Raw genomic sequence first — 18,569 nt, forward strand, 5'->3', positions numbered from 1 at the left:
TGCTGAGTGAGCACGATTGCTGGGCAAAGATGTGGATGCCTTTTTATGAGGAAGTGGCCCATACACCGTTTTTTGTATGGGATCCGCGATGTGGTAAGAAAGGGGAACGGCGGGAGGCATTGGTACAGCCGTCGATTGATCTGGGGCCGACGTTGCTGGACTTTTTTGGTTTGGAGCCGACGGTGGATATGCTCGGCAAACCACTTGGCGATGCGGTGGATAACGATACGGCGGTGCGGGATGCAGCGGTTTTTGGGATGCACGGACATCAGGGCAATGTGACGGATGGGCGGTATGTGTATATGCGGGCATCGGCAGATCGGGAAAATCAGCCTTTGTTTGAATATACGTTGATGCCAACCCATATTCGATCTCATTTTGCCCCAGAGGAATTGGTGGGTAAGATGGCGCTTTCCAAACCGCTCAGTTTTACCAAAGGGTGTGAGGTGCTGAAGATTCACACTGGGCGGGATAGCAAGGGATTTAGTCCCAGATTGTTGAGAATCCATGATTTTGGGACCTTGTTATACGATTTGGAACAGGATCCAAAACAGGAAAAGCCTCTGGAGGATCCGGAGGTTGAAAAACGAATGGTGGATCTGTTGATTCAGGGGATGGAAGCATGTGATGCGCCCCCGGAACAGTATGAACGGCTGGGTTTGAGGTAATCTACTGACCCCTATTCTGAAAGGAGGTCGCCGCTTGAAACGCGTTGGTTTTTACGATCTCGATCTGAATAATTTTCACTCAAATGTGTATTTGAGTGCGTTCAGGAATGAATTGAAGGACCGGGGATTTGAGGTGACGGGTTGTACGGGTATTCGCCAGAAGTCGAGCCTCGCATGGGCAGAGGAAAATGGGGTGCCCTATTTTCCGGACGTGCAGGCTCTGAACGATGCGGTCGATTATTATCTCGTTCTGGCGCCGAGGAATCCGGAGCGACATCTGGCTATGTGTGAGGCGATTTTTCCATTTGGCAAGGCGACTTATGTGGATAAGACATTTGCGCCCGATCTCAATACGGCACAACAGATATTCGCGTTTGCAGATAAGTACCGCGTTCCAATACAGACTTCGTCTGCACTGCGGTATAGCAATGTGCAGGATTTTGTGCGAGAAGTCGGTCCCCGCAAGGTGAAACACATGGTTGTCTGGCAGAGTGGGCGGTCTTTCGATGAGTACGGTATTCATCCGACAGAAATTGTGGTGAGTTGTATGGGGACGGGGGCAAAACGGCTGATGCGTCGGAGTAAGGGGAAGTACAATCAGATTTTGATCGATTTTACGGGCAACCGAACGGCGGTGATCAATCTGAATGAAAAACACAGGACGCCGCAGGCTGCTGTTGTGACGACGACTGAGGAGACGCGGTATATGGAGGTGGATCGGGCGGTGATTTTTCCGCGTTCTACCGGGGCGATTATGGATCTTTTTGAAAGTGGTAAGGCGAATATCCCACGTCTGGAGAGTTTGCTGATTCGACGCATTCTGGATATGGCGGAACGAGAACGGGCACAAGAGGGATTTATTGACATTTAGGAGGGTGAGCAATGATTAAAATGGCGCAATACGGAACAAAACACGGTCACGCAGTCGGAAAATTGCAGTCAATGCAAACCAATGCAGAGGTGGAGGTGGCTGGTGTGTTTGAACCCGATGTGAGACGCCGCGAGGAGATGGCGCAATCGGGCCGTTACGAAGGCGTTTATTGGTTTGATTCGGAAGCGGAGATGCTGGAGGATGATGAGATTGTGGCTGTTGCATCAGAGGGTGCAAATGTCGAGAGTCTGGATCAGACAGAGGCCATTATTCGTGCGGGGAAGCACGTGTGGTACGACAAGCCCGCTGGGGAAAATTGGGATCAATGGCAGCGGATTATCGCATGGGCACGGGAGGGGGATTTGCTGATTCAGATGGGATACATGTTTCGGTATCACGATGGGTATTGCAAAATCGCAGAGTGGGTGCATTCGGGTTTGTTGGGCGATATGTTTGCGGTTCGGGCGCATATGTCCACGTTTCTGGGTAGAGCGCAGAAAAAAGTTGTCGCGGTGCATCAGGGTGGGGTGTTTTTCGATTTGTGTGGGCATCAGCTCGATCAGATTGTCCATCTTTTGGGCAGACCCGAGCGCGTGACGCCATTTTTGCGCGAGGATATGCTCGATGTCGAGGGTTTTACCGATAATGGGGTGGGTATTTTTGAATTTGAGCGAGCGATAGCCATTGTCGATATCGCGGCGCTGGAGCCGCGGCCCAACGCGCGTCGGTTTGAGGTGTATGGCACAAAGGGGAGTGCGATTATGGAGCCGATGGAGCCTGCGGAGAAAATCCGTCTGTGCTTGGACGAGGCGCGCGATGGATTTGAAGAGGGTGTTCAATTTGTCGATGTGGCACAACAATCGCGGCAGGATTTGTACGATTTGGAATTAGAGGCGTTTTTACCGGCTATTCGAGGTGAGTGCGCGCCGGATAGATCTTACGAACACGAGTTGCTGGTTCAAGAGACCGTGTTGCGGGGGGTTGGACATCTTTAAAGGTGAGGAGAAAACTGTGAACGTTATTTGTGTGATGCTGGATTCGTTGCGGGCAGATCACGTGGGTGCTTATGGCGACCGGGCACGGACGCCGAATATGGATCGCATTGCGCGTGAATCTCTGGTGTTTTCAAAGGCGTATTCGGGGTCGTTTCCAACCCTGCCGTGTCGGCGCGATTTGTTTACGGGACGGTGGGGGCATCCGTTTAATACATGGGATAAAATGGAACAGAATTTGCCCACGATGGCCGAGCGCTTTCGGCGCGAAGGATATACAACCGGGCTGATTTTTGATACGCCGATGTTTATGACCCAGGGCAATTTTCTGGATCGCGGATTTGGTTCTATTTCGTGGATTCGCGGGCAGGGAGGTGAGCCGTGGATTAGCGATGCATTGGAGGAGATCAAATGGCCTGCCAGTGAGGATAAAGTAAAATCCGGGGTGATGCGCTATCTGGCGAATCAGCGCGGACGGTTGTTTGAATCGGATTATCTGGGTCCCCGCGTGTTTACCGAGGCGATGCACTGGCTGGAGCGGAATTATGTGAAGGATGGGTTTTTTTTATGGATCGATTCGTGGGATCCGCACGAGCCGTGGGATCCGCCGCAGTATTATGTGGATATGTACGATCCGGGTTATGAAGGCGATGAGCTTATTTATCCGTGTTATGGGTTCAGCAATTATATGACGGATGAGGAACTCAATCACGTACGCGCACTGTACGCGGCTGAGGTGACGATGACGGATCGGTGGTTGGGGATGTTGTGGGATACGATAGGTGTGTTGGGTTTAAAGGAGAATACGGTTTTTTTGCTGATGGCAGATCACGGGCACTATTTTGGCGACCACGGATTGCAGGGCAAGCCCTGGGGAGATTGGGGGCAGCTTTACGATCCGATGGTTCATATCCCGTTTATGGTATATCATCCGGATGGGGCGATGGCGGGCAAACAGGTGGATAGTCTGGTGCAGCCGGTGGATGTGTTTTCGACGCTTTGCGGTCTGGCGGGATTGAATGTGCCCGATGGCGTGCAGGGGGAGTCATTTGCCGATGTTTTGTCGGGTAAGACGGTGGAGCATCGGGATTTTGCAATTAGCGGGCGCAATTTGAATGATAGCTGGGGCACTGTGCCTGCTACGATAACCGATGGCACATGGACGCTGGTGTATTGGCCCAATAAAGATCTCAAATACAAAGGTCCCAAACCGATTCGCACTGAGCGCTACGATTGCCGCAATATGCCAGAGCGCCGCGTGGATGAGTTGTTTTATATGCCGGGAGATTCCGATCAGGAAAATAATGTGATTGCCGAGCATCCCGATGAAGCAGGGCGGTTGCACAACGCGCTTTTGGAACTGATTGAGGATACAGAGACCGATCCGGAGATTGCGAAAACGTACCAACCCGCGCCGGGCGATCAGTATCAGTGAGAGTTTCAGGATCGTAAATCTTGTCTGCCGTCGCCGCATCCGCCATCGCCAGCCGTGCGCACATGTGGTTGTCCCGTTATTTTGGTGCCTTTGTACGCATAAGGGTCTTCGCCTGCGATCATGATGATTTCTCGCATGTCTGCGGTTGCCATGCGCTCACCGGGTTTCAAATTGCGCCAGGGGAGGAGGGATTCCGCGCTCATGTAGTGGTTGACGAGTACGCGACGGAAGCCGGATTTGGCGCGGTTGGGAAACGAGCGATGGAGCAGGTAGCCGTGAAAGAAGACGAGCGCGCCTGTTTTGACTTCGACGGGGATGGCGTCGTCATCTGTGTAGGGGAATCGGAAGGTTTCATGGGCGCAGTCAAAGCGCTTGTCGTGCTGTACGTGTTGGGGCCACAATATGCCGCGTTTGTGCGAGCCGGGAATGACCCACAAGCAGCCGTTTTCAGTGGTGGCATCGTCAAGGGCAAACCAGCCGCCCGTGAGCGACCGGTCGCGGGTGGGGATGTAGATTTCATCCTGATGCCATGCTTGTCCGGGTTTTCCCGCGCTTTTGATGAAGAGCATGGATTGCATGCATTTGACATTGGGTCCGATGACGCTGGTGAGGCCATCGACCATTGTGGGATGGGATAACGCGTCGTACATGATGGGCGAGATTCTGTGTACGTGGTGGATACACAGGATGCGCTTGATCACGTCGTCGTCGGTGTCGTCGGACGAGATGGCTGGTAAATTGCCTATGTCGCCGCGCTCCCCGCGGCACAGGGCAGTGGTTTCGGCGCGCAGGATTTCGACTTCTTCGGGGGTGAGTGCATCGGGGATTACGAGGTATCCATTTTCGCGGTAAAAAGCCACGTCGTCTTCGGTGACGCGGGAGGTGGCTTCTTCGGAGATGGTTGCCATTGAAAGCTCCAGAGAGATTGACTGATAAAGCAAGTTCGTTCTATAATAATCGGGTAGTAGGGCGTTGTCGTCAAGAACAATGCATACTGTAATGCAGTTTTTAAGGAGGATTACATCTTGAACCGAAGACCAAATTTTGTGGTGATTTTTTTAGATGATTCCGGATGGGCGGATTTTCGGCCATTTGGAGAGACGGCGTATCCGACGCCCAATGTGGAGAAATTGGCTGCAGGCGGGTGTTGTTATCACCAGTTTTACGTGCCTCAGGCGGTTTGTTCGGCGTCGCGAGCGTCATTGTTGACGGGGTGTTATCCGGGCAGGCATAAGCTTTATGGCGCAATTCCGCCCCGGGCGCGGGGTTTGGATCCGAGTTTTGCCACGATTGCCGAGGTGCTCAAGCCTGTGGGGTATGCAACAGGGGTGTTTGGCAAGTGGCATATTGGCGATCACGACGATACGCGTCCGCCCGCTCGGGGGTTTGACGAGTCGTCGGGTTTGATGTATTCCAACGATATGTGGAAGTACCATCCGCAGAGCAGGCATTTTGATACTATGGAATTGCAGTTCTGGAAAAATGGCGAGATCGTTATTGACGATGTGTCGCCAGAGCAGCAAAAGATGCTGACGACGTGGTACACAGAGCATGCGGTCGATTTTATCGGGCGTCATGCCGATGAGCCGTTTTTCCTGTATGTGCCCCACAATATGCCGCATGTGCCGCTGTTTTGCAGCGATAAGTTCGATGGAAAATCGGGGGAAGGTTTGTATGCCGATGTGATGATGGAGATCGATTGGTCGGTGGGTGAGATCGTGAATGCGCTTGAAAAAGCGGGTGTGGCGGATGATACGGTTGTGGTTTTTACGTCGGATAATGGTCCCTGGATTTCTTATGGCAATCACGCAGGGAAGACGCCTTATCGCGAGGCAAAGGGGACGGGTTTTGATGGGGGTACGCGCTCGGCGTGTGTGATGCATTATCCCAATGGCATTCCCGCGGGTGAGATATCGCATCAGGCATTTTGTTCGGTGGATTTTTTGCCGACGTTTGCGAAGCTGGCGGGGGCGGATTTGCCGGATTATACGATTGATGGGGTCGATGTTTGGGATATTGTGACGTGCCAGCCGGGTGCGACGAATTCGCATGTGTATTATCCGGTGTCAACCGGGCGAACTTTCGATGGGGTGGTCAGTGGGGACGGCAAGTGGAAGTTGCATTTGCCACACGATTATCGCACGCTTGTGGAAGCGGGCAATGACGGAGCGCCAGGGGAATACAAGACCGCGCATATCGAGTTGTCGCTTTTTGATATGGAAAACGATCCCTACGAGACGACGAATGTGATTGACGAGTATCCCGATGTGGCGCAAGAGCTCAAGGCTTTGGCTGAAAAGCATCGGGATATGTGGTGGGTGGAGAGGAATTAAAACGGGAGGTTTGCGATGGGTATTTCGGGAAAAGAATGGTCGCCGACTTTGACGGAGAAAGAAACCGTGATGTTTGACCTGAAGGGGTATATTCTTTTTCCGGCTGTTTTGAGCGATGATGAGATGGCGCCGATTGTGGAACAGTGTGAGAAATTGCGTACCGATAGAGATTCTCTGCCGCCCGAGGCGCGTTGTTTGCCGGGTGGTCCCGCGTCGAAATTAATCGATCATCCGGCGATTATGCGGGTGTTGCATACGGTTATCGACGATGAGACTGAGAAGATCCGCCTGGAAGGAGCGTTTTTGTCTTATCGTTTTAAGGGAGATAATCACAGGGGATGGACGCCGCATGCCGGGGGTAAGTCCGTGAATCCCAATTATAGCTATCAGTACCACGATGGTCGGATTTATTCCGGGATGACGAGGGTGGTTTGGGAATTAAATGGTGTGGAGAAGGGAAAAGGAGGGACAGCGTTTATTCCGGGGAGCCACAAGTCCAATTACAGGAAAAAGCTGCCTTTGTTCGACGATCCCGATTCGGGGGTGTGGGATACGTATGGCTGTCCGCCGGGTTCTCTGCTGGTTTTTTCCGAGGCTGTGCGCCATACGTCTTGTGTTTGGACGCAGGATATGCCGCGGATGGCTCTGTTTTATGCTTATAATCACATCAATGTGCGCCATCACAAACCCGGGTTTACTGATGAGATGCTCAATTCACTTTCGCCAGAACACCGTCGGTTTTTCAGCGAGGTGTATCACCCGCAATTTGATGGCGATGAATGGAAAAGGCGTCTGAATCGTTGAGTCTATACGGGGAAAGCACTGGCGAGACGGGATGGGTTGTTGTAAATTGTGCGAGAGTGTTGTTTCTCATGTTTTTATAGGGAGTGCGTAATGGCAAATAAGGTGACGATTTTTGGTGCGGGTAGTGTGGTGTTTTCACTCGGTCTGGTGAAGGATTTGTGTCTGACAAAGGAATTGAATGGCAGCCACGTTTGTTTTATGGATATCAATGAGGAAGTGCTCGATGTGATTTACGAACTCGGGCGGCGGTATGCCGAAGATTTGAGCGCGGATATGACGTTTGAGAAAACGACTGATAGAGAGGCCGCGTTGAAGGATGCCGATTTTGTGATCAATACGGCAACGGTGACGCACAATGAGTATTTTATGCAGCGGCGGCGCAAGATGACGGCGAAGCTCGGTTATTTTTACGATAAGACCGGGATGCCCGAGTATTACAATTTGCAACTGATGCTGGATGTGGCGAGAGATATGGAGAAGTTGTGTCCCGATGCGTGGATTTTGCTGGCGGGTAATCCGGTATTTGACGGAACGACATTGATGACGCGGGAGACGGAGATCAAGGTGTGCGGGTTGTGTCACGGGCATTACGGGTACGCGGGTGTAGCGCGTACGTTGGGATTGGATCCGGATGAGGTGACGTGGCAGGCACCGGGACTGAATCACAATATTTGGATGACGGATTTTATCTATGAAAATGAGGATATGTATCCAGAGCTGGATCGATGGATTGCGGAGGAGAGCGAGGCGTATTGGGAGCGGTCGGCCCGAGAGGGCAAGTCTATTCCCACGCAGATGTCGCGCGCGTCGATTCATCAATACAAGATGTATGGTTTGATGCCTATTGGCGATACGCCCCGCCGGGGCGGTTGGTGGTATCACACGGATCTGGATGCGCGGAAATACTGGTACGACCCCAATGGCGGTAAAGACACGCCAGCGGGACGCGATGCAGTGCTGGCGGGCAAGGCAGAAAAATACGAGCAGATGAAGGCGGCGGCTTATGATGAGAAAATTCGGCCGATTGATTTGTTTGGCGATCAGATGACGCACGAGCAGCATATTCCGATTATGAATGGGCTGGTGAATAATGTGGAAGGTCAGTTTCAGGTGAATGTGCCCAATCACGGTGTACTGCCGGGTATTCCCGACGATGTAGCGGTGGAAGTGCCCGCGATTGTGAATAAGAAGGGCATTCAGCCTTTGCGCGTGCCGCCGTTGCCAAAGAAAATTATGCTGGAGTGCATTTATCCCGATTGGCTCAATATGGAGCGCACGCTCGAAGCGGTTTTGTCGGGCGATAAGTCGATGATGCTATTTGGCGTGCTCGAAAGTAAGGAGACAAAGTCATACCAGCACGGGTTGGAGGTGCTGGATGCACTGTTTGATATCGAACCCAATGAGCCGATGAAATACGTGGAAGATATCAACACGCATTTTGACTGGCCGAAGAATTGGGCGTAGGGCATCTGCAAAGGCTAAAAGGAAGGATCCGCATTGAAGTATCCACAGGGTCACACAAGAGCCGCTTGGCGGCCCGTGGGGCCGGACGCGTGCGCCGATCCGCTCGGCGCCTTGGCTCGGGCGGAGATACCGGCGATTCTGTTGCCCCAGGTCTGTACGCCAGCCGATTGCCAGCGGCTGATGGAACGCTTTGCCGAGCGCGGGTTGCTGCGCGCTGCGGGCGACGAGCGCACGCGCATCGACATTGGCACCAGCCTCGGCAACTTGGGCGGCGACCAGGAGGCGTTCTTGGCAGATGCGGAGGAGACGCACGCGCTCTTTGCTACCCTTTTTGCGGGTTTGCTCGACCCGGTGCAACTGCTCTATCGGCACTTGCAGGCGTTGGCTTCCAATAAGGAGGTTAAGACGGCGCGCGAGCGCGACGGGCGCTTGTACGGCCCGGCCATCTTTCGCATCCACTACGAGACCCACGCCTATAGTCCGCACATCGACCACGTCGTTCTGCGCGAAAAGCGGTTCAACTACGAGGTGGCGCGCTTTACCCACCAATTTGCCGGTGTGCTGTGCGTGCAGAACGCGGATTCTGCAGGGCCTGGGGTGCAGGCTGTGTTGCATCGCTGTCTGTGGACCGAGGAGATACAGCCGTATATCGCCGAGGGCCGTTTTCACGAATATGCGGCCGCGCATGGCGTGGCGCACTGCGAGGTCGCGCTCGAGCCGGGCGATTTGTATTTCTTCAATACGCGCTGCATCCACGAGGTCCCTGCGGTGCAGGGGGACGATCCGCGGGTGGTGCTCGCCGTCTTCATTGGCTATGCCGAAGAAGACGACGAAATCTACGTGTGGTCTTAACCCGTGTTGCCGTTTACGCACATCGTCCGCGCCCTGCCAGCGACTGTTCCCTTTGTGCCGCCCGAGGCATTGGAGCGGGAGCAAGGGCAGCCGCTCGCCCTGCGAGTTGGGGCTAACGAGAGCAATTTTGGTATCTCGCCGCGGGCGCGACAGGCCATGGTAGAGGCGGTGGAGCAAGTGCATTGGTACAACGATCCAGAGGGATACGAGCTACGCTCGGCGTTGGCGATGCGGCACGGGGTGGCGCGGGAAGAGGTCGTTTTGGGTGCGGGGATTGACGAGCTGTTGGGGCTTTTGGTGCGCCTTTTTGCCGAGCCGGGCGACGCGGTGGTGACGTCGCTGGGGGCCTATCCCACGTTTAACTACCACGTCGAGGGGCACGGGGCGGTGTTGCACAAGGTGCCCTATCGCACGGATCGAGAGGACTTGCCGGCCCTGTCGGACAAGGCGCGGAAAGTGCGCCCCAAGCTGATCTATGTGGCCAATCCCGACAACCCCATGGGCACCTATCAGCGAGCCGACGAGTTGCGGGATTTTATCGCGGTGTTGCCGCCGGATTGTGTCTTGCTGCTCGACGAGGCGTATATCGACTTCGCGCCGGAGGATGCCCTGTTGCCGCTGGAAGTGGAACGGGCACAGGTGGTGCGGTTGCGGACGTTTTCCAAGGCGCACGGCATGGCTGGGGCCAGGGTCGGCTACGCGCTGGCACACCGCGATGTGGTGGCCGCGCTCGACAAGGTGCGCAATCACTTTGGCGTCAATCGCATCGCCCAGGCCGGGGCACTTGCTTCGCTGGGCGACGATGCGTTCGTGCGTTCGGTGGTGCGGCAAGTAGAGGAAGGCCGACGGGAATACGCGGTGCTGGCGGCGGAATTGGGGCTGCAAACGGTGCCTTCGGCGACTAATTTTGTGGCCCTCGACGTGGGTAGTGGCGAGCGAGCGCGGCGGCTGGTGCAGATGCTTTTGCAGCACGGGGTCTTCGTGCGGATGCCGGGCGTGGCTCCGCTCGACCGCTGCATTCGCGTGACCGTGGGGCCATCCGCCGAGCGGCAAGCCTTTGCGAAGGTGTTGTGTGCGGTGTTGCCGCAATTAGATATTGGAGACGAAATCTTCTGTTGACAGCGTTTCAAGGGTTCTTCCGCTACACGATAAAGGAGATCTATTGTGAAATACGGTATTCGAGATAATATGTTAAAAGCACCGCTGGAAGCGGTATTTTCAGTGGCGAAGGATATTGGTTTTGATGGGGTGGAGTTTTGTGTTGGGCGAGACTATGGGGAGAATATTTTGTGGGAGGATGGTGGGGCAGAGAAGCTGAAGGGGTTGGCAGATGCGGCGGGTGTTGAGATTTCTTCACTGTCGCCAGGGGTGTTTTCACAATTTCATCCCGCTTTGCCAGAAGCTGAAAAGTGTGCCGAGGGTGTCGAGATTTTGACGCATGTGATTGGGTCTTGTGCAGCGGTTGATACGCGGCATATTCTGGTGCCGATGTTTCCGAGAGATATGGATGAGTGGCCGGATTCGACATGGGATCAACTGGTGGATGGGTTTAAAGCGCTGGGGGAGGTTGCGGAAGAACACAGCGTGATTTTGGACCTGGAGACGACGTTTAGCGCAGATCAACTGGTGATGATTTTGGATCGCGTAGGGTCTCCTGCGGTGAAGGTCTATCACGATACGGGCAATACGATGACGCGCGGACAGGATCCGGCTGAGGAAATTTTGAAGCTGGGAAGTGAGGGTGTCGGGATGATTCACGCCAAGGATACGGACCGACAGGCGCTGGGAGACGGGCGCGTGGATTTTGATTCGGTGGATGCGGCGATGCGCGAGATCGGTTACGATGGGTACATTGTTCTGGAGACGCCTTCGGGCGACGATCCAAATGCCGATCACACGAAGAATCTGGCGTTTATCAAGAAGTTAGGGGTTTGAGCGAAGAGATAACCCGTTGTGCTCCCTGGAAAGGAGGCAATATGACAGGAGATGTGGAATGTTATACAACCGTTGATTGTTAAAAGGAGACATATCGTATGAATAGATATTTGAAGTTGAAGATGTGGCTACTGGCATTGTTGGTCGCGGTGCCGGTTTCTGCCCAGGAGGCTCGATACGGCGCTGGCGTGTTTTTTAACCGCAGCGTGCCCGTGCTGGGGTTTCACGATCGGTATTCGGCTTCTCAGGTATATGGTGCGGTGCTGGATTATCAGGTCAGTTCGCGCGCTACAATGGAGTTTGAATACCATCATCTGACAATGGATGACGGAAAGATCGAAGGTCTGGCGTTTACATGGCCTATTGATAAGCAAAAATATTTGAGTCCCGATGCGAATTCTCGGTTTAATCTCAACAGCTTTTTGATCAATGCTCTGGCGTATCTCAATACCCGAAAGTCCGGCAGTGATTTGCAGCTTTTGCCATATATCGCTGTGGGGGCGGGGTTCTACGATTATCAGGATCGGATTACTGGTCTGATTTATCCGGGACAAAAAGAGGAGCCTTTGAATGCGGATCTGATGCTGGATGACCGAGAAGATGAACATACGGCTCTGGGGGCGAATGTGGGGTTGGGCATGACGGTGGTGCAGGGGCGATTCGGGCTGGATATCCGCGGGCGCTATCACATGATTTTGGGTGATTTGCGTCCTATGGAGGCGTGGAATCTGCCCGGGGTATTTCCCCTTGCAATGTTCGATTTCAGGACGGCGTTCAAATTGTACTGGTAGATCTCAAACGAGGAGAGGATTATGAAGCGGTTAATATTGGGATTTATTTTGTTGTTGCTGATGGATACATCGGCCATGGCGACAACAGCGGGGAAAATCACAGGTGTCATCACAGATGCCGCTACGGGTGAGTCTTTGCCGGGCGCTAATGTGGCACTCGAAGGAACCCGCAAAGGAGCGACTACCGATGCCGAGGGCCGCTATTTAATTCTGGCTGTAGATCCCGGCATGTACACCCTTACGGCGACGATGGTGGGCTATGGCACGGAAAAGAAAGAAGCGGTGCAGGTGATTGTGGATTATACATCCACGGTGGATTTTGCACTGAAAGAAGCCAGTCTCGAATTGGCCGAACTGGTTGTCGTGGCGGAGCGCCCGCCTGTGGAGCCAGATAAAACCACGAGCAAATACGTGGTTTCTGCGGCAGATATTCAGGCTGTGCCGCAGGTGAGATCGACATCACAATTGATCGCGTTGCAACCGGGTATGGCGCTGGATGGCACCAACCGCATTCGCGGAAGTTCAACGCAGGTGCAAACGGGTACGCAGGTGGGCTATTATATCGATGGGATTGAAGTTGATCGGAGCATGCTTACGGGCGTAAATACCACGGCTATTCAGGAATTGAGTGTGCTAACCGGCGGTATGAATGCAGAATTTGGCAATGCGGGGGCGGGTATTGTGAGTCTGGTGACAAAAGAAGGTCGAGGCAATTTCTCCGGTCGGGTGGAGTATAAGTTCACACCTGCGGGCAAAAAACACTGGGGCAGAGACGTTTATGAAAGCCCCGGGTTTGAAGACAACGTGCAATGGGACAATCCCGATTGGGTGAATGAAACGTATATGGATCCGGGACCAGATCGCACGCTGGGAACGTCTGACGATGTCGAACGCATGGCGCACGAGCGCGTCGATTATACGGACAAGCGTGGACACCGATTAGAAGGTACTTTGGGCGGTCCGCTCTCACGCGATTTTTCGTATTTTGCCAGTGTGAGTTATGCCCGCAGTCCGGCAAGGTTTCCGGCGGCTGAACAGGTATCGGACGATCCGCCGCGCATGCAGGCGACATTGACGTATCGGCCCGGTGCAGATATCAAGGTTAAAGCACTGGGTATGTATCAACGGTCAGATCGATTTCAGGGATCGACGCGCAATAATGCACAAAATATTTTCTTTCCCGAGGATTTTTCAGCTTCGGGAACTTACACCTTGTCGCGGCAGCTCCAGGTATTGACGCTGACACATACATTGGGCGAAAACACGTATTACGATCTGAAATTTTTCTACAACAAATACGATCGCGATGCGTTCGATGTGCCGGATGCCACCGAAGCCGTGCGCAAAGATAAGGCGGGGTTTTTCAATCTGCCCACGCTGTTGCGCGAATACACCGAAGAGGAAGATACGAGATACGGTATTAAATACGATTTTGTGAGTCAGGTCAATCGGTCGCACTTGATTCAGACGGGATTGGTGCTCACACAGCGGTTATATCACCGCACGCGAGAAGATTTTGACAATACCAAGAGTCGCTTTCTCGAGTTTGTGGCAGATGGTTTTGAACTGGGCAAAAATGTGAAGCCGTGGACGCTGAACCTGTATGTGCAGGACAAGATCGAGTACGGTGGTCTGGTGGCTAACCTGGGTTTGCGCTGGGATTATTACAATTTTGGGCGCAATGGCTCAATGGGAGAGGCGCTGGGCAAATCACCGATGTACAGCACGTTTACGCGGGCGCGGTATGAAATGGATCACCTCGATAGTTCGAAGCCAACGATGACGGCATTGAGTCCTCGCGTGGGGCTGTCGCACCCGATTACAGACCGTCTGGCGGCGCACTATTTTATTGGTCGAGCGAATGTCTTTCCCGTGCTTCTCGAAACCCATCGCAGGCAGTTCTCGAGTGAGGCGCCGGACAATGACCTCAACGGCAATGGCATGATTGATGAGACCGAAAAGTGGAATGCTATGGAAGTGCATACCACGGCGCGGCAGCCGTCCGATGGCATGAAACCCCAGCGCACGACGAGTATGGAAATGGGGGTGGATTGGAATTTTGTGGCTGATTATACGGCGAGTATTACGGCACACTATCGGCGCGATGAGGGATTGTACTCCAGAAACAACATTTCCTATTGGGTAGATCCCCTCAGGGGCCAGTCCTCACAGGTCAACGCCATACGCAATACCTACTGGCAGACAGCGCGCGGCCTCGAATTGTCGCTGAAAAAGACGTTTAGCAATAATTTCCAGTTCAATTTGTCCTACAACGCCGAATGGGTGCGCGACCCGGGCGGCGTTCACTACGGAAAACACTCTGCGAACTGGTATGTGCTCCCCGATGCCGATTTTATTTCGGGCGGACACTACTGGACCGATTGGGAAGTGCAATCCGATGGTTCGGAAAGGCCCGTGCCGCTCACATCTGAGCAAGTGGCTGACATCAGTGCCAAAGCCGAGGCAAATATCGTGTCGTGGACCGAGCAAGCCGGTTCACCGGGCCCCGGTGCAGGTCCCTGGCAGCCCCCTATTAAAACCAATGATAATGGGATATGGACAGCGTCAAATGGGCAGGTTTTTTCATCGGAGCCTACCGGCGGACAGCGCAGGAATCAGTTGTCGCTTCAGTTGTATTATGCCACGCCGATGGCTTATGGTCCCAAAATGGGTGCGATCAATCCATTCGGTGGTCTGCGCGTGAGCATGATATATCGCATTTTCAGCGGCGAGCCGTTTGAATATGTACCCCCGATTGGTCCGCGCGAATTTCGCACGGGGGCAACGGCTATGAAGACGGATCTGTACGCGGCCAAAGATTTTCGAGCCATTGGCAATTTGCGTCCCACGCTATTTGTGGAGGTGAGCAATTTGTTTAATGAGAGGAGTACGGAGAGCCGAGATTCGGATTTCACGTATATACAGTACGGGTTGCGGCTACCCCCGCCAGATGATACCGAGTTTTTGCTATATGGCGACCCGAGAGAAGCCACGCGCTACAGGTATCATCCGCGCGAAGTGGAAATCGGTCTGGAAATTCAGTTTTGAAAATTGGAGGATAGTGATATGAACAGGAAATTTTTCGCTGCTGTCCTGATCCTGATAGTTTTTGGATGGGCGTTTAACGTCTATTCCCTGGACACGCAGAATCTGCGGCAACTCACCCGCGGACAACTCTGGACCGGATTCCGCAATGAAGGAACTCAGGGCGGTGTCTGGGACGACCGAAGTTCTCGCGGTGCGCCCCGCTTGACGTATCCAGGCATGGGCAATGGCCTTATGCTGAACATGGCTGGTGCGGACTATATTGAGTATTTCGGCAAGAAGAACGGTTTTAGTTGGGCCGAGCAAAAAAATGAGGCACAGAATTTGTCGGGAGGGGAAGGTATATGGGTGTTGACCAATGTCGGCGGCGAATACGGGGTGTCGTATTCGGGACCGTGGACGCCTTCGGCGGATATCGCGCCAATGTATTACGATATTGCCAATAGTCCCGAAGCAAACTGGGGATATCAGGTCGATGTGCCGCCTCATGGATTGGGTGCGGGAGCAATTATGCCCAACTGGTATCCCGGTGCTGCATTGCAAACCGATGCGCCGAGAACGGGCGTGCCCTATGAAGTCTTGAATCATCGGTGGGGCCAGTACATGGACGCCGATAAGGACGACCGCGCAGAAGATATTGTTTTTAGCAGGTGGACGACCAAACACGGTGTTACAATCACGCGCAAAGCCATGGCCTGGAGTTATCAGGGGTTTGACGATTTCTTCATTTTGGAAGTGGAATTTGAGAACACGGGCGATTCCGATGGCGATGGTGTAGCCGATGTGAATGGCGGTGCTGGACATAATCTAACGGGAGCGTATTTCTCATTTGTCCAGGGCTTTACAGTGAGCATGTCGGGCGAGGGCAATTGGAATAGCATCGGATCTGGCATGCCCGGATCGTATCAGCCGCAAGACGATCAATATCGCTATACGGGTGCGCCGAATTACGATGGACCTGCTGAATACGTCGATTTGAAGATGAATTATCAGTGGGATGGCGATAGTATCCAGCGCGCTGAAGAGGATACTGGGCAACCCGTTTATCTTGAAAGCGTACACGGCAATGCGAAAAGACTGCCGGGAGGTGTGTTTGACGGGCAAATGAGATCGCCGCAGTACGTGGGTGTTGCGCCATTGGCCTATCGCGATAGTGGACCGTCGCATGTGTTCAATGCCAATGATCAGGGCAAATACGTCAATCCGGTAGGCGAACAACCCAGGACGTCAAAGTGGTGGGAAACGCGGGATTTCTGGGGGTTGAGGACGGATTTGCCGAATTTGCAGAGCGATTCCGAGCAGGGCATTTACGAAACGTTTTCGGGAACAACCGATGCCAATCCAACCACCGTCAATGCGATGGCCAATGCACTCACTTTTGGGCCGTATAATCTGGCTGTGGGCGAGAAGGCCAAGATCGTGGTGGCTTATGTCGCCGGGACAGGCGCACAGGCGATATCCCGCGAAGGCCAGTCGGCTTATGCAGTGGATGTGCAGGCATTTTGTCTGAAGGACATTCCACTACCCGTAGAAGAACGATTGGCGCGGTTGAGCAAGGGTGAAGCCGCTCTTGTGGCGCATTTGAAGGCCGCGCAATTTGCGTACGACAATATGTACGATCTGCCCGATTATCCACCCGATGTGAAGTTTGCGCCTGGGGTGAATCAGGATGCCGAGATTACATTGACGTGGAATGATGCCGCTGAGTCGTCGGTGCATCCCGATTTTGGCGATGCCGATGTGGTGGGATATCGCGTGTTCCGATCCGCCTATCAGGAATTTGGCCCCTGGGAAGACGTAGGTACTGTCACTGCAGGTACCTCCGGATCGACCTGGGACTATTCGGGCGGTCAATACGTGTGGCGCGATAACACGGCGGTTGCCGGGTTCCGATACTTTTACAATGTGCGGGCTTTTGCCAAACCGCGCGATTCGTGGAGCAATGGCATGTCGAGCATGGGCGATTTGCCCGAAGAAGTGCAGGGGCATTTACAGGCTGGACTCGAAGGTGGATATTCTGCCCCCGAGCAGCGCGTGAATCTGGATCTCAGTCCGTTTCAGCCGGGTCTGGCGCCGTCATGGCCGGAAAAGCGCGTGCGCGTGGTGCCCAATCCGTTCAGTTTGTCGGAAGCGGCTTATAATTACCAGAGTTCAAAAAAGATCCGCTTTCTGGGATTGCCCCCCAAAAGCCGCGTGCTGATCTTCAATGTGGCGGGCGATATTGTGGGTGAAATCCTGCACGACGATGCCAGTTCAGGCGAAGCATCGTGGTTCCAAATTGAACGCAATGTGACTTCGCCTGATGTGGCCAGCGGGATTTATTTTTACGTCGTTGAATCGCTGACGCCCGAAAGTATGGGGCAAACGGTGACGGGGACGTTTTACATTTTGAGATAAGGAGCCTGACATGAACAAACGAATATTGCTGGTGCTAATGCTGGTGGTCGGGCTGATGACAGGACCGGCCTTTGCCCAGTCGGATTTTGGCGAATACGGTACGATTTTGCCGGTGAAGGGGCAGTCGTCGCTGGCATTTCTCAAAATCGGTGCGTCGCCCCGTGCCGTGGCTATGGGCGAAGCCTTTGTCGCGATGAACGGCGGTATTGATGCGTCTTTTTACAATCCCGGCGCACTGGGATTTGTTTCGGGCGGCGAGTACGCGCTGTCGTACACGCGCTGGCTGGTCAATTCGGGATTGTATTCGGGGGCATTGGCTTATAAATGGGGCGGGAATACGTTTGGCGTTTCAATTGTGAGTTTTGTGCCCGAAGAGGTGGAGGAGACGACGATCTTTCAAGCCACAGGTACCGGGCGCATGATCCAGGGCGGCGATACGGCCATTGGATTTATATTTGCGCGTCAGATGACCGATAAAGTGTCCTGGGGCGTGCAGGCGCGGTGGGTGCAGGAAGATCTGGTGCTCAAGACGACGAGTACTTTTCAGTTTGATCTGGGCATTTCGGCATATACGGGCTATCGCAGTTTGCGTATTGCCGCTGCCGCGCGCAATGTGGGTGCCGATATTACTGTGGAAACCGAGCAGTATTCACCGCCGATCAATTTCAATTTTGGGCTGGCAGGTGAGGTCTATGGCGAACAGGGCGATCCGACGTATTTGACGCTTGCTGCCGAGACCATTATGGCTACTGATTACGGTCAGCGGTGGAATTTTGGCGGTGAGCTTTGGATTTCCAATATGCTCGCATTGCGCGGTGGATATAAGGTCAACTACGACGTGGAGGATTACAGTTTGGGCGCTGGCCTGAAGTACGATTTTGGCGGGCGCGATATCCGCGTGGATCTGTCGTATAGCGATGGCGGCGTGTATTTCGATGCGCCGTTGCGCCTGGCTGTTAGTGGGTCGTTTTGATAGCGATCA

15 protein-coding genes are annotated in these 18,569 nt (G+C 53.7%); 13 read left to right on the forward strand and 2 right to left on the reverse strand.

All coding sequences use genetic code 11. The annotated features are described in order from the left end of the window. The 4 genes from OXG87_17265 to OXG87_17280 all read left to right on the forward strand — a co-directional run. On the forward strand, positions 1 to 668 hold a 668-nt coding region (locus tag OXG87_17265), incomplete at its 5' end, for a sulfatase (GenBank protein MCY3871301.1). A gap of 34 nt (positions 669 to 702) precedes the next feature. Continuing rightward, on the forward strand, positions 703 to 1,539 hold the full coding sequence (locus tag OXG87_17270; GenBank protein MCY3871302.1) for a Gfo/Idh/MocA family oxidoreductase: 837 nt from the start codon (positions 703 to 705) through the stop codon (positions 1,537 to 1,539). An 11-nt stretch (positions 1,540 to 1,550) separates the two neighbouring features. Next, complete coding sequence (locus OXG87_17275) at positions 1,551 to 2,534, forward strand: Gfo/Idh/MocA family oxidoreductase (protein ID MCY3871303.1); 984 nt, start codon at positions 1,551 to 1,553, stop codon at positions 2,532 to 2,534. 16 nt (positions 2,535 to 2,550) lie between these two features. Beyond that, positions 2,551 to 3,966 carry a sulfatase gene (locus OXG87_17280; GenBank protein MCY3871304.1) on the forward strand — a complete coding sequence of 472 codons (1,416 nt, stop codon included), beginning with the start codon at positions 2,551 to 2,553 and terminating at the stop codon, positions 3,964 to 3,966. 5 nt (positions 3,967 to 3,971) lie between these two features. Here OXG87_17280 and OXG87_17285 read toward each other — a convergent pair whose 3' ends face one another. Continuing rightward, the gene (locus tag OXG87_17285) at positions 3,972 to 4,874 is read right to left on the reverse strand and encodes a phytanoyl-CoA dioxygenase family protein (protein ID MCY3871305.1); all 903 of its coding nucleotides are present in this window, start codon (positions 4,872 to 4,874) and stop codon (positions 3,972 to 3,974) included. A 117-nt stretch (positions 4,875 to 4,991) separates the two neighbouring features. Here OXG87_17285 and OXG87_17290 point away from each other — a divergent pair, with 117 nt between their 5' ends. From OXG87_17290 to OXG87_17300, 3 genes are all read left to right on the forward strand, one after another. Further along, positions 4,992 to 6,299, forward strand: a complete 1,308-nt coding sequence (locus OXG87_17290; protein ID MCY3871306.1) for a sulfatase — start codon at positions 4,992 to 4,994, stop codon at positions 6,297 to 6,299. Positions 6,300 to 6,314: 15 nt separating this feature from the next. Beyond that, the gene (locus tag OXG87_17295) at positions 6,315 to 7,103 is read left to right on the forward strand and encodes a phytanoyl-CoA dioxygenase family protein (GenBank protein ID MCY3871307.1); all 789 of its coding nucleotides are present in this window, start codon (positions 6,315 to 6,317) and stop codon (positions 7,101 to 7,103) included. Positions 7,104 to 7,193: 90 nt separating this feature from the next. Continuing rightward, on the forward strand, positions 7,194 to 8,567 hold the full coding sequence (locus tag OXG87_17300; GenBank protein ID MCY3871308.1) for an alpha-glucosidase/alpha-galactosidase: 1,374 nt from the start codon (positions 7,194 to 7,196) through the stop codon (positions 8,565 to 8,567). Here the strand turns inward: OXG87_17300 and OXG87_17305 are convergent. Beyond that, the gene (locus OXG87_17305; GenBank protein ID MCY3871309.1) at positions 8,451 to 9,602 is read right to left on the reverse strand and encodes a hypothetical protein; all 1,152 of its coding nucleotides are present in this window, start codon (positions 9,600 to 9,602) and stop codon (positions 8,451 to 8,453) included. The genes OXG87_17300 and OXG87_17305 overlap by 117 nt on opposite strands. Here OXG87_17305 and OXG87_17310 point away from each other — a divergent pair. The 6 genes from OXG87_17310 to OXG87_17335 all read left to right on the forward strand — a co-directional run bounded on the left by OXG87_17310 (position 9,576) and on the right by OXG87_17335 (position 18,560). Beyond that, positions 9,576 to 10,538 (forward strand): aminotransferase class I/II-fold pyridoxal phosphate-dependent enzyme, encoded by a 963-nt coding sequence (locus OXG87_17310; GenBank protein ID MCY3871310.1) that lies wholly within the window; start codon positions 9,576 to 9,578, stop codon positions 10,536 to 10,538. The genes OXG87_17305 and OXG87_17310 overlap by 27 nt on opposite strands. A 45-nt stretch (positions 10,539 to 10,583) precedes the next feature. After that, positions 10,584 to 11,354 carry a sugar phosphate isomerase/epimerase gene (locus tag OXG87_17315; GenBank protein ID MCY3871311.1) on the forward strand — a complete coding sequence of 257 codons (771 nt, stop codon included), beginning with the start codon at positions 10,584 to 10,586 and terminating at the stop codon, positions 11,352 to 11,354. Between the two features lie 98 nt (positions 11,355 to 11,452). Continuing rightward, positions 11,453 to 12,145 carry an outer membrane beta-barrel protein gene (locus tag OXG87_17320; GenBank protein MCY3871312.1) on the forward strand — a complete coding sequence of 231 codons (693 nt, stop codon included), beginning with the start codon at positions 11,453 to 11,455 and terminating at the stop codon, positions 12,143 to 12,145. Between the two features lie 21 nt (positions 12,146 to 12,166). After that, positions 12,167 to 15,193 (forward strand): TonB-dependent receptor, encoded by a 3,027-nt coding sequence (locus OXG87_17325; GenBank protein ID MCY3871313.1) that lies wholly within the window; start codon positions 12,167 to 12,169, stop codon positions 15,191 to 15,193. Between the two features lie 18 nt (positions 15,194 to 15,211). Beyond that, positions 15,212 to 17,587: a hypothetical protein gene (locus OXG87_17330; GenBank protein ID MCY3871314.1), complete on the forward strand. Its 2,376-nt coding sequence runs from the start codon at positions 15,212 to 15,214 to the stop codon at positions 17,585 to 17,587. A gap of 10 nt (positions 17,588 to 17,597) precedes the next feature. Continuing rightward, positions 17,598 to 18,560 carry a PorV/PorQ family protein gene (locus tag OXG87_17335; protein ID MCY3871315.1) on the forward strand — a complete coding sequence of 321 codons (963 nt, stop codon included), beginning with the start codon at positions 17,598 to 17,600 and terminating at the stop codon, positions 18,558 to 18,560. Positions 18,561 to 18,569 lie beyond the last annotated feature (9 nt).

The organism is Gemmatimonadota bacterium, assembly GCA_026706845.1.
Lineage (GTDB): Bacteria > Latescibacterota > UBA2968 > UBA2968 > UBA2968 > VXRD01.

What these genes read in the sequence shown, in the direction of transcription:
- OXG87_17275 (MCY3871303.1), top strand. Translation starts at nt 1,551, where the DNA reads ATGATTAAAATGGCGCAATACGGAACAAAACACGGTCACGCAGTCGGA.
- OXG87_17320 (MCY3871312.1), top strand. Translation starts at nt 11,453, where the DNA reads ATGAATAGATATTTGAAGTTGAAGATGTGGCTACTGGCATTGTTGGTC.
- OXG87_17295 (MCY3871307.1), top strand. Translation starts at nt 6,315, where the DNA reads ATGGGTATTTCGGGAAAAGAATGGTCGCCGACTTTGACGGAGAAAGAA.
- OXG87_17325 (MCY3871313.1), top strand. Translation starts at nt 12,167, where the DNA reads ATGAAGCGGTTAATATTGGGATTTATTTTGTTGTTGCTGATGGATACA.
- OXG87_17310 (MCY3871310.1), top strand. Translation starts at nt 9,576, where the DNA reads ATGGTAGAGGCGGTGGAGCAAGTGCATTGGTACAACGATCCAGAGGGA.
- OXG87_17300 (MCY3871308.1), top strand. Translation starts at nt 7,194, where the DNA reads ATGGCAAATAAGGTGACGATTTTTGGTGCGGGTAGTGTGGTGTTTTCA.
- OXG87_17330 (MCY3871314.1), top strand. Translation starts at nt 15,212, where the DNA reads ATGAACAGGAAATTTTTCGCTGCTGTCCTGATCCTGATAGTTTTTGGA.
- OXG87_17335 (MCY3871315.1), top strand. Translation starts at nt 17,598, where the DNA reads ATGAACAAACGAATATTGCTGGTGCTAATGCTGGTGGTCGGGCTGATG.
- OXG87_17305 (MCY3871309.1), bottom strand. Translation starts at nt 9,602, where the DNA reads ATGCACTTGCTCCACCGCCTCTACCATGGCCTGTCGCGCCCGCGGCGA.
- OXG87_17285 (MCY3871305.1), bottom strand. Translation starts at nt 4,874, where the DNA reads ATGGCAACCATCTCCGAAGAAGCCACCTCCCGCGTCACCGAAGACGAC.